The organism is Aedoeadaptatus urinae, assembly GCF_900155585.1.
Lineage (GTDB): Bacteria > Bacillota > Clostridia > Tissierellales > Peptoniphilaceae > Aedoeadaptatus > Aedoeadaptatus urinae.
In genome coordinates this window covers 156,926-168,015 of sequence record NZ_LT707417.1, presented here as the reverse complement: position 1 = coordinate 168,015, position 11,090 = coordinate 156,926, and the positions used below count along the sequence as shown (strand labels likewise).

Here is an 11,090-nt window from a genome sequence, read left to right as displayed (position 1 = left end):
TTCCTGTGAATCTTACTACATTATACCATCGAGTCGCGCTTCCATCAAGTGAAAAGCTAAATCGACTCGTTGCCATAAAATGCCGATTCAACCCTCGACATTTCTATGTAGCTTCATTATACACGAGTCCCGCGAGTAGTAAAATTACAGTTGTATGACAGGCGGAAAGGCTTTCACTTTTTTGTTACGTTTCGCCGGAGGATTTCCTCGGCGGCGGTGTCGATGGTTTTGTTTTCCAAGGTTTCGTCGGCTGCGGCGGCGTAGATGTCTTTTCTTTCTTCGTATAGCTTTCTCAGGGTTTCGATGCCGCCTTTGGACAGGGGGCGGCCGTCGGTAGCCAAGCTTTCAAGGGGGCGGGTGATCCAATAAAGGGTGCCGGTGGCCTTGAGGGCCCGGGTATTTTCCGGATCCAGCAGGCTGCCGCCGCCGGTGGCGATGACGACGGGGGTCTGTTCTGCGGCTTTTACTACCGCCTCTTTTTCGTAGGCGCGAAAGGCTTTCTCTCCTTCTCTTTCGAAGATTTTGGGGATGTCGCCGTGGGCTTTCACGATTTCGGTGTCGATGTCGATGCATTTTCTGCCGAGCTTTTCCGCCACGGCTTCCGCCACGGAGGTTTTGCCCACGCCGGGCATGCCGATGATGACGATGTTTTTGTCCTTCATATTCTCTCTCCTGTTTTTTCCCGGAGGGCGATTTCTTTTTGCCTTTCCATCCACAGATCCAGGATCGTGAGGGCGGCGGCGGATTCCAGGACCACGGGGATGCGGCCCACGATGGCGGTGTCGTGGCGGCCTGCAATTTCAAGGGCGGTGTTTTTGCCTTCTCTGTCCACGGTGTGTTGGGGCTTTGATATGGACGGGGTGGGCTTGACGGCGACGGTGATTTCGATGGCATCGCCGGTGGTGATGCCGCTTAGGGTGCCGCCGGCATTGTTGGTCTCGGTGTGAATGTTTCCCTTTTCTTCTATATAAGGGTCGTTGTTTTCGGAGCCTTTTAATCGGGCCGCCTCTTCTCCCACGCCGAAGGCCACGCTTTTCACGGCGCCGACGGCGTAGAGGGCGTGGGCCAGGGCGCTTTGGGCGGAGGCCTCTCGGGGGCCGCCCATGCCTGCGGGGACGCCGGCAATGGTGATGTGGACCATGCCGCCGAGGCTGTCCCCTTCTTTTTTCGCCTGCTCTAATGCTTTTTTTTGCATCATCGGATCGGTCTCTCCCCCGATTTCTGTGATCTTCGATGTGATGGATATGTTTTGTTTTTCCAGTAGGGAATTTGCCAGGGCGCCGGCGACGACGAGGGGGGCGGTGAGGCGGCCGCTTCTGTAGCCGCCTCCGCGGGGATCGTCTGCGCCGAAGCTTTTCACGTGGGCGGTGTAGTCGCCGTGGCCGGGGCGGTAGGGCATGTTATCGTAGTCTTCGCTTTTGACGTCTTTGTTCGGGATCCAGATGGCGATGGGATCGCCGGTGGTTTTGCCCATGTAGGTGCCGGAGAGGATGTCCCAGGGGTCGGGCTCTCTGCGCGGGGTGGCGTAGTCGCCTTGTGGTCTCCTGCGGGCGAGGGCGCGCTCGATGGCGGCTTCATCCACGGGGACGTGGGGCGGCATGCCGGTGATGAGGGCGCCGACGCCTTTGCCGTGGCTTTCGCCGAAGAGGGTGACGGAGATGTTTTTTCCCATGGTGTTCCTTTCTATTTGTCTTCGATGATTTTCAGTGCGGCGAAGCTTTCAAAGAAGCCGGGCCAGCTTTTGTTTACGGCTTCGGCTCCCGCGACGGTGACGGGGCCCGTGGCGACGGTGGCCGCCAATGCGGCGGCGAAGGCGATGCGGTGATCGCCGCAGCTGTTTACGGTGCCCGCTGTAATTTGCCCCGGGGCGACGGTAAGGCTTTCGTCTGTTGTCGTGGTATCTATACCCAGATTTTTGAGCATGGCGGCGGTGGCGGCGATGCGGTCACTTTCTTTGGTGCGCAGGCGGCGGATGCCGGTGAAGGTGGCGCCGGTTTTCGTGGCGAGGACGGCGAGGGGCATGAGAAGGTCGGGGGTGTGGGTGAGGTCCACGGGCATGTGGGCTTTCATGGTTTCGATGTGCTCCAGGATTTTTTGGTCGCCTTGGATGCTGTGGTGCGGCAAGTTTGTGAGGCTGATGTTGCTGCCCATGGCGTTGGCGACGATGGCGTAGGCGGCGTGGCTGTAGTCGCCTTCCACAACCGGGGCGATGTGGGTGATATCGCCGGGTTTTATGATGTAGGTGCCGTTTTTTTCTTCTATATTTATTCCCGCTTCCGACATGATTCGCGCGGTCATGCGGATGTAGGGGGCGGAGGGGGGATTCTTTGCGGCGACGGTGACCGGGCGGCGCTGGGTCAGGCTCGCCAGGAGGGCGGCGGTGACGAATTGGCCGGTGGCGCGGGCACTTATGTTTGCTTCTTTAAATGTAAGGCGGCCATGTGTCTCGATGGGCCAGGGGCCTTTTACCTCCACGCCGTTTTCTTGCAGGAAGGCGATGCCTTCGTCCATGGGCCGTGGGCGGAGCTGCTCCCCTGCTGTGAAGATGACGCTCTCTGCTATGGTCGGTGCCAGGATGAGGGCGATGCGCATGGTGGTGGCACTTTCGTCCACGTGGATGCGAACGGGCTTGATTATTTTTTTCGGGAGCGGGGCGATTTTTATGTGATGTATTTGATTAAATTGTTTAATACTTATGCTGCCGCCGAGAGCTTCGACGAGGTCGAGAGTGGCGCGAATGTCGTTGGAGATTTCAGACAGGCGCACTTCTCCCCCAAGGGGCGCGAGGGCGGAGAGGATTATTTTTCTGTGGGCAATGGATTTGGAGGGCGGGAGGGCTAGGCTGCCCTCCCGAGCTCCCGCCGGTAATGTGATTTGCATGGGCTTTTTCCTTTTTTGTTTTCTTTCTTTCCTTTATGTTCTTGCGGAAGGATGCTTATGTATGTTTTTAGCGGTTTATTTTATCTTCTCATAGCTAACATTCATTCTTTCCTGTTTCCGAAGACGGGGAAAGCCCGTCGACCCTGATGAAAATTGCGTAGCTGGTGTAATAGAATCAAGTTACTTTTATCGCTCAAATTTTCGTTCTTACACGGCTCCTAAACCCGGGGAAGGGGCTAGGGCGTTGCGATTCGCCCTCTGCCCCTTCCCCGGGGCCCCATCCCCTTCCACCCACAAACGCCTTTTAGCAGTGCAAATGCCTATCGGCATTTGATTCCTGTTAGGCTGTGTCGCGGAAGGAAGAAACTGAATCGGGTAATTGGTCAGTTAAGTCAATGAAGTGCGTTGGTCGTCATTGAGCGGGCAAAAAATGGAATGTGATCGCTCGAAGAAACAGGGGCAGCGGGATACCAGTGAGGCCAGTCATTTGCTTAGTGCCGCCTAGCTTTTGTGACATAGGCTACCTATCGCGACGACGAAAAGGGAAATATGTAGAAAATGCCGCAGGCATTTTCTTACCAATCACACGCGGCCAAAAAAGGGGTGGTACAACTATACATCCGTTTCGTGAAGGCTTCGCCTCCCCGAAACGGTGTAAGACTGCATCTGACCTTCCTACGACTCGCGACCCTCGTCGGGATAGGTCATGAGGGCCCCGAGGCGGGAAAAATAATTCCACCTCACCAATAAAAAACGAACTCACTTTCTTCCCTACGCAACACATCCCAATAGGAATCGAAACCCGTCAGGGTTTCGCACATTAGAAAAGCGTTAGGGTCGAAGGGGATGGGGTCCAGGGGAAGGGCCAGAGGGCGAATCGCAACGCCCTGGGCCCTTCCCCTGGTTTAAGAGCCATGTCAAAATGGAAATTTACGCGATAAAAGTAACTTGATTCCAAAAAACAGGCTACGCAGTTATGGAAGAAATATGTATTTTTAAATAGAGAAAGGACGTGTTTCCACGTCCTTTTCTCTATTTGTTTTGCTTTTTATTCTACAATTTTGGATACGACCCCGGAGGCGACGGTGCGGCCGCCTTCTCTGATGGCGAAGCGTAGGCCTTCGTCCATGGCGACGGGGGTGATGAGTTCTACTTTAAAGGTGGCATTGTCGCCGGGCATGACCATTTCGACACCGTCTGCTAAGGTGATGTCGCCGGTTACGTCGGTGGTTCTGAAGTAGAATTGGGGACGGTAGCCGTTAAAGAACGGGGTGTGGCGTCCGCCTTCTTCTTTGCTCAGGACGTAGACTTCGGCTTCGAATTTGGTGTGGGGATGGATGCTGCCGGGGGCTGCGAGGACTTGGCCGCGTTCGATGTCGTCTCTTTGGACGCCACGAAGGAGGAGGCCGACGTTGTCGCCTGCTTCGGCTTGGTCGAGTTGTTTTCTGAACATTTCGACGCCGGTGACGACGACGGTTCTCTTTTCGGTGGTTAAGCCGACGATTTCGACGTTGTCGTTGACTTTGACGGTTCCGCGTTCAACACGACCGGTGGCGACGGTGCCGCGGCCGGTGATGGAGAAGATGTCTTCCACGGGCATGAGGAAGGGGTGGTCGATGTCACGAACGGGATCGTCGATCCATTCGTCGACGGTGTTCATGAGTTCGACGATTTTGTCGCCCCATTCTCCGTCGGGATCTTCCAATGCTTTTAAGGCGCTGCCCACGGTGATGGGGGTGTTGTCGCCGTCGAATTCGTATTCGCTTAAGAGGTCTCTGACTTCCATTTCGACGAGTTCGATGAGTTCGTCGTCATCGACTTGGTCTTGTTTGTTCAGGAAAACGACGATTTTCGGTACACCGACTTGGCGGGCCAAGAGGATGTGTTCGCGAGTTTGGGGCATGGGGCCGTCTGCTGCGGATACGACGAGGATGGCGCCGTCCATTTGGGCTGCACCGGTGATCATGTTTTTAACGTAGTCGGCGTGACCGGGGCAGTCGACGTGTGCGTAGTGACGCTTTTCGGTTTCGTATTCGACGTGAGAGGTGGAGATGGTGATACCACGTTCTCTTTCTTCGGGGGCTTTGTCGATGTTTGCGTAGTCGACGAATTCGCCGCTGCCGTAGCGTTTGTTCAATACGAGGGTGATTGCCGCCGTAAGGGTGGTCTTGCCGTGGTCGACGTGGCCGATGGTGCCGACGTTGACGTGGGGTTTGGTTCTTTCAAATTTTCCTTTTGCCATAATTGTCCTCCTAAATTTTCGCACAATATATAAGCCTATGTTACCCCAATTCTTTTAAAATTGCAAGGTTTTACAGGGCGACGACGATGCCGCCTCGTTCGGCGTAGACGCTTGAGAGTCCTTTGGTCTGAACGATGCGGATACGCACGTTTTGAAATTCGTCTTGAATGTAGTCTTTAAAGAGTTTTGCCTTTTCTTCCGCTTGGGAATGGCTGATGGTGATGAGGCGCACGCCTTTTTCCGCGTTGATTTTGATGACTTCTTTCGCCAGCTTCGCCAGGCTTTTTTTGAAGCCGCGGTTGATTTGGAAAAGGCCGACGGCGCCGTCTTCGCCTCGCATAATGGGCTTCATGTTCAGGACGTTGACGGCTTTTCCCGCCAATTTGGGGATGCGGCCGTTTTTAATGAGGTTGTCCATGGATTCCAGGATGAAGAAGGTGGATTGCTTGTCGGCGTAGGCTTCGATGTCTTTTTTGACGGTGTCGAAGTCTTTTCCTTCTTCCGCCCAGGTATAGATCATTTCCACCACGTTGGCGCTGCCGGCGGCGGCGGATTTGGAATCGATGAGAGCGATTTTTTTCTCGGGATGTTCCCGCAGGACTTCCGCCACGGCGCTTTGGGCGGCGTTGTGACTGCCGGAGAGCTTGGAGGAGATGGTGACGACGAAGACCTCGTCGGAGCCTGTTTTTAAGATGGCCTCTTTGTAGTTGTAGGGCGAGGGGCAGCCGGTGCGAGTGGGCTCGGGGCTCTTCTCCATGTCGGCGTAAAGGGCGTTTAGATCCAGATCGTCGTCGTCGATGTAGGTGTTATCTCCCGCGTCGATGGTGAAGGGGACGTAGGTAATGCCCATGGCTTTTTCTTCTTCTTTGGTGAAGTCGGCGGCCGTGTCGCTGACGATTTTTATTTTGTTCATTGAAGCACCTCTTCTATATAGCGGGCCAGTTTTTCCGCTTCTTCTTCAAGCACCGCCTGATCTTTGCCTTCGATCATGACGCGAACCAGGGGCTCGGTGCCGGAGGGGCGGATGACGACGCGGCCTTCGTCTTGGAATTTTTCTTCCAGGGCGCGGATTTTTTCCTGTATGCCGTCGTGATCCGCGTAGGCGTGTTTTTTCTCTTTCGCCACCTTGGCGTTGACCAGGACTTGGGGATAGGATGTCATGAGGGCGTTGAGCTCGCTCATGGGCTTGTCCGTTTCCGCCATGACCTCCAGCAGGTGGAGGCCGGTGGCCAGTCCGTCGCCGGTGGTGTTGTAGCGGCTGAAGATGATGTGGCCCGATTGTTCGCCGCCGAGGACGTAGGTTTTTTCCAGCATTTCTTCCAGCACGTAGCGGTCGCCGACCTTGGTCTTGACCAGGGCGATGCCTTCCTGCTTCAGGAAGCGGTCCAGGCCGATATTGGTCATGATGGTGCCGACGACGGTGTCGTTATCCAGCTCGCCTTTGGCCTTCAGGCTTTTGGCGCAGATGGCGAGGATGTGGTCGCCGTCGATGATGTCGCCCTTCTCGTCTACGGCGATGATGCGGTCCGCGTCGCCGTCGAAGGAGAAGCCGACGCGGGCGCCGATTTCTTTCACCAGGGCCTGTATTTTTTCCGGGGCGGTGGAGCCGCATTGGGCGTTGATATTGGCGCCGTCGGGGGCGGTGTTAATGGCGGTGACCTCGGCGCCGAGGCGCGCGAGGACTTTTTCCGCCAGCTCGCTTAAGGCGCCGTTGCCCGTATCGATGGCGATTTTTGTGCCGGCCAGGTCTCGGTCCACGAGGCTCACGAGGTAGTCTTCGTAGTCGGCGATGCCGGGGAAGTCGCTCCGCTCGATGCCCAGGTCTCTTCCCGTAAGGGCCGCCGGGGCGTAGTGGGGATCCAGGAGCTTTTCTTCGATTTCTTCTTCCACGGCGTCGGGGAGCTTGAGGCCCTTATCGGAAAAAATCTTGATGCCGTTGTATTCGAAGGGGTTGTGGGATGCGGAGATGACGATGCCCATGGCGGCGCCGTATTTTCGCGTCAGGTAGGCGACGCCCGGGGTGGGGATGACGTGGAGCTCCACGCAGTCGACGCCTCCCGCCATAAGTCCCGAGGAGATGGCCATGGCCAGCATGGCGCCGGATCGCCTCGTGTCTCTGCCGATGAGGACAAAGGGCTTTTCCGCGCCCGTTTCTCTGATGCGCTCGGCCAGGACTCTGCCCAATTTCATGGCCAGCTCCGGTGTTAGGTCTGTGTTTGCGACGCCGCGAATGCCGTCGGTTCCGAATAGTTTCATGGTGTCTCCTCCGGGGATGTGTCTCGTGTTCTATGCTTCATGCGCTCCTTGGCGTAGGCCAAGAGGGTTTCTTTCTCGTTTAATGTAGGATCGTCGACGGTTTTGTCTTCGATTTCCTTTAACAGCGCGCCCATGGCGGGGCCGGGTGTCATGCCCAGGGCCATGAGGTCGTTGCCGTTTATGGCCAGGGTCTTTCGGCTGACGATGCCTTCGTCCATAAGGGCGCGGATGCGCTCCTTGCGATTGAGTATAAAGGAAATATCTCGGTGGCCCCAGGTGCAGGCCATGTCCGCCGCCATGAGATCGTAGAGGTCGAGGATGTATTCCTCCCCTACCCGCCTGATCTGGCGGCGCAGGGCTTTGTCGGTCATGGTGTCGTGGACCTTCATGTGCTCTCTTATAAGCACGTCCACCTCGCGGATCAGGGCCTTTTGGCTCTTCAACCGGGCGAGGATTTCCTTCGCCGTCTCGGCGCCCATGGTGTCGTGGCCGAAGAAGTGGCCCTTGCCCGTATCGTCCACCGTCAGGGTGTCGGGCTTGTTCACGTCGTGAAAGAGGGCGGCGTAGCGCAGGGGCAGCTTTTTCGGCGTGTGATCCACGACGCAGAGGATGTGGTCGAAGAGGGTCTTGTCGTGATGGGGATTGCGCTGATCGTAGCCCACGGTGGGGGTGAGCTCGGGAAAGAGCTTATCGAGGACGCCGGCCTCTTCCATGGCGTAGAGGACGCGGGAGGGCCTGTCCTGAAGAAGGATCTTGCCCATTTCCTCCGCCACTCGCTCGGCGGAGAGGCTTTCCATGCGATAGGCTTCTTTTTTTGCCGCGGCGAGGAGCTCGGGCTCGAGGCTCATGTTCAGCTGGCCCATAAAGCGAAAGGCCCGCAGGATGCGCAGGGCGTCTTCCGAAAAGCGCCGGGCGGGATCGCCGACGGCGCGGAGTATTTTATTTTGAAGATCCTCTCTGCCGCCGAAGGGATCCACGATGCCCGTTTCCTCGCTATAGGCCATGGCGTTGACGGTGAAGTCGCGGCGGGCCAAATCTTCCTTTAAATCCGCCGTAAAGGTCACGGTGTCGGGCTTGCGATTGTCGCTATAGGTGCCGTCGATGCGAAAGGTGGTGATCTCCACGGGGCCCGTGGCGGTCATGACGCCGATGGTGCCGAATTTTTCCCCCTCGCGAAAGGTCCTCTCGCCTTCCATGAGGGCGAGGATCTCTTCCGGCCTCGCCGGGGTGGTGAGATCGTAGTCGTGGGGCTCGATGCCCATGAGGCTGTCGCGCACGGCGCCGCCGACGACGTAGATGGGTATGTCTTTTTCGCGAAAGCGGCGAAAAATTCCTTGGATGCTTGCAGGTAATTTCATAGGGTTATTATAACACTTCCCGTGGTTTTTTTCTTTTCCGTAGGCGTTTTCTCCCCTACGTGATATAATCGTAAAAAAGACGGAATGTGTTGGGAGGTACTGTATGAAACGGAATTACTCGGCTATCGCTTTGGCCCTTTGCTTATGTCTCGCCGGCTGCGGCAAGAAGTCGGAGGCGCCTAAGACGGATGAGAAGGCCGCCAAGGCTGCCGCTACGACGAATAAGGACGAGGCTTACGAGCCTGAAAAGGACAAGGTCGCCGCTGAAAAGGCCCTTTTCGAAAGCGACAACGAGGACAAGCGCAACGCCGCCTTGGAGGATGCCAGCGACTACATCGCCCTGGTGGAGCTTTCCACCAACGCCAACGGCAAAATGGAGCTGGACTTTATTAAAAATTACAAGGGCATGCTGAGCACGGTGGAGCTGCCCGTTCCCAAGGGCATGACGCCGAATCAGGAATACATTATCTTCTACCGCGACGGTGCCGACGGCGTGGTGGGCCCGGTGCATCCCACCTACGGCTATTACGCCGTGGACGGAAGCGACGACCCGCTCCTGCGCCACATGGAACGGACTTACGGCGACTTGGATGAGGAAGAGGATACGTCTTCGGTGAAATCGAAAAAGGACGCCGACGCCTATGACGAGGACAGCTATAGCTCGTCAAAGGATTCGTCTTCCGAAAAATCGACTTCTTCGAAAAAGTCTTCTTCGAAAACATCCTCTTCTTCGAAGGAATCGACGAAGAGCTCGTCGGATACGAAAAAATCTTCGAGCCAATCGAAGAGCTCGTCCGATTCGAAAAAATCGTCGAAGAAAGCTTCCTCCGAAGAATGATACAAAGAGCAAACAGCCTCGGCGCGAGGCTGTTTTTTTGTGTCCACTTTTATTTTTCCTTCGGCGGGGCCAGCTCTTTGACCTTCTCTTTCAGTACCTTGACCCCTTCCTGTAATGTTTCCAAGCTCATGTTGCCGTAGCCGACGATAAGGCTCGGGTAGTCCTCCGATGCCTTGACGGAATAGTCCGACAGGCCCTTGATGTAGATGCGGCTGTGGTGCAGGTGCTCCAGGAGCTCTTTCTCCTTCGCGGGAATTTTGCAGGTCAGAAGGAAGTGCATGCCCGCCCGCTTGTCGTTTACCTCAAAGAGCTCGTCGCCTAAAAAGGCATCCACGGCGATTTTTCTGCGCAGGTCGTAGGTCTTGCGCCGGCGATTGAGCCTGCGTTCGAAGTGGCCCTCGCGCATGTACCGGGCGAGGGCCAGCTGCACCAAATTGGGGCTGGGACAGTTCATGACGGGCTGCATGCGGCGGAAGCGCTCCATGAGAGGGCGGGGCAGCACCATAAAGGAGACCCGCAGGGTGGGCGACAGGGATTTGGAAAAGTTGGAGAGATAGATGACCCGGTCCACGGCGTCCAAACTCTTTAAGGCGGGAATGGGCCTGCCGTAGTATTTAAATTCGCTGTCGTAATCGTCCTCGATGATGTAGCTGTCCGTAGCCTTCACGTGATTTAAAAGCTTGGTGCGCCGATCCACCCGCAGTATGCTTCCCGTGGGAAATTGATGGGAGGGGGTCACGAGATAGATGCTCTTGTCCTTGGGCAATGTCTCGGGATCCACGCCGGCGTCGTCCACGTCCATAAAGGCGTAGGGCCTGCGGTGTTGCTCGAAGATTTTTTTCATGCCGATGTAGCCCGGGTTTTCCAGCCGATAGGTGGCATCCTTGGGCAAGATGGCGAAGAGGCTGAGGAGCAGATACTCCATGCCGGCGCTGAGGATAATGTCCTCCGCCTGCACGTCCACGCCGCGAGAGGCGCGGAGGTAATCGGCGACGGCGCTTCTTAGCTCGGCAAGGCCCTCGTTCTCCCGGCGATTCAGGGGCTCTTCCTCCTCCGCCGCCCACTGCAGGCATTTCTTAAAGTGGTTGTCGGGGAAGCGGTAGTCGGCATTTTTGTTTAGGTCGAAATCGTAATCGTAGGCCGGGGCTTCCTTGGCCGGTGTCGTCGCCCGAGGGGCGATTTTTTTGTGGAGATTTTCGATCTCCGCCACGAAAAAGCCCACACGTTCCTTGGCGATAAGGTAGCCCTCGTCGGCGAGCTGGTCGTAGGCGGCGGTGACGGTGTTCACGGAAAGGCCCAGGTGATGGGCAAGCTCCCGCTTCGACGGCAGCTTCTCCCCTTCCTTCATGGCGCCCGTGACCACGGCGTCTTTAATGTAATCGTAGAGGGCCTCGTAAAGGGTTGTGCCCTCCTTGAAATGGATGGTAAACAATCTGGTTCCTCCAAATTTTATTTATTTGATCCTTTTGATGATACCAAATTCGTCCTACAATGTCACTGTAAAGCTTACATAAAT

At 56.2% G+C, this 11,090-nt stretch carries 9 protein-coding genes; 1 reads left to right on the top strand and 8 read right to left on the bottom strand.

The features are described from left to right. Positions 1 to 173 precede the first annotated feature (173 nt). From BQ7397_RS03120 to BQ7397_RS03090, 7 genes are all read right to left on the bottom strand, one after another. Positions 174 to 662, bottom strand: a complete 489-nt coding sequence (locus BQ7397_RS03120; RefSeq protein ID WP_077074721.1) for a shikimate kinase — start codon at positions 660 to 662, stop codon at positions 174 to 176. Further along, positions 659 to 1,672, bottom strand: a complete 1,014-nt coding sequence (locus tag BQ7397_RS03115) for a chorismate synthase (protein ID WP_077074720.1) — start codon at positions 1,670 to 1,672, stop codon at positions 659 to 661. The genes BQ7397_RS03120 and BQ7397_RS03115 overlap by 4 nt, the downstream gene beginning before the upstream one ends. 11 nt (positions 1,673 to 1,683) lie before the next feature. Then, the gene (locus BQ7397_RS03110; RefSeq protein WP_077074719.1) at positions 1,684 to 2,880 is read right to left on the bottom strand and encodes a 3-phosphoshikimate 1-carboxyvinyltransferase; all 1,197 of its coding nucleotides are present in this window, start codon (positions 2,878 to 2,880) and stop codon (positions 1,684 to 1,686) included. Positions 2,881 to 3,928: 1,048 nt separating this feature from the next. Continuing rightward, on the bottom strand, positions 3,929 to 5,122 hold the full coding sequence (gene tuf, locus BQ7397_RS03105) for an elongation factor Tu (RefSeq protein ID WP_077074718.1): 1,194 nt from the start codon (positions 5,120 to 5,122) through the stop codon (positions 3,929 to 3,931). Positions 5,123 to 5,192: 70 nt separating this feature from the next. Then, the gene (locus tag BQ7397_RS03100; RefSeq protein WP_077074717.1) at positions 5,193 to 6,035 is read right to left on the bottom strand and encodes a DegV family protein; all 843 of its coding nucleotides are present in this window, start codon (positions 6,033 to 6,035) and stop codon (positions 5,193 to 5,195) included. After that, entirely contained in the window at positions 6,032 to 7,378 is a 1,347-nt protein-coding gene (glmM, locus tag BQ7397_RS03095) for a phosphoglucosamine mutase (protein ID WP_077074716.1), read from the bottom strand. Before glmM ends, BQ7397_RS03100 begins: the two co-directional genes overlap by 4 nt. Continuing rightward, positions 7,375 to 8,736: a CCA tRNA nucleotidyltransferase gene (locus BQ7397_RS03090; RefSeq protein ID WP_077074715.1), complete on the bottom strand. Its 1,362-nt coding sequence runs from the start codon at positions 8,734 to 8,736 to the stop codon at positions 7,375 to 7,377. The genes glmM and BQ7397_RS03090 overlap by 4 nt, the downstream gene beginning before the upstream one ends. Before the next feature lie 103 nt (positions 8,737 to 8,839). Here BQ7397_RS03090 and BQ7397_RS03085 point away from each other — a divergent pair, with 103 nt between their 5' ends. Next, positions 8,840 to 9,574: a hypothetical protein gene (locus BQ7397_RS03085; RefSeq protein WP_077074714.1), complete on the top strand. Its 735-nt coding sequence runs from the start codon at positions 8,840 to 8,842 to the stop codon at positions 9,572 to 9,574. Positions 9,575 to 9,623: 49 nt separating this feature from the next. On the opposite strand, the gene pdxR is transcribed toward BQ7397_RS03085, so the two are convergent. Next, positions 9,624 to 11,006, bottom strand: a complete 1,383-nt coding sequence (gene pdxR, locus BQ7397_RS03080) for a MocR-like pyridoxine biosynthesis transcription factor PdxR (protein ID WP_077074713.1) — start codon at positions 11,004 to 11,006, stop codon at positions 9,624 to 9,626. Between the last annotated feature and the right edge of the window lie 84 nt (positions 11,007 to 11,090).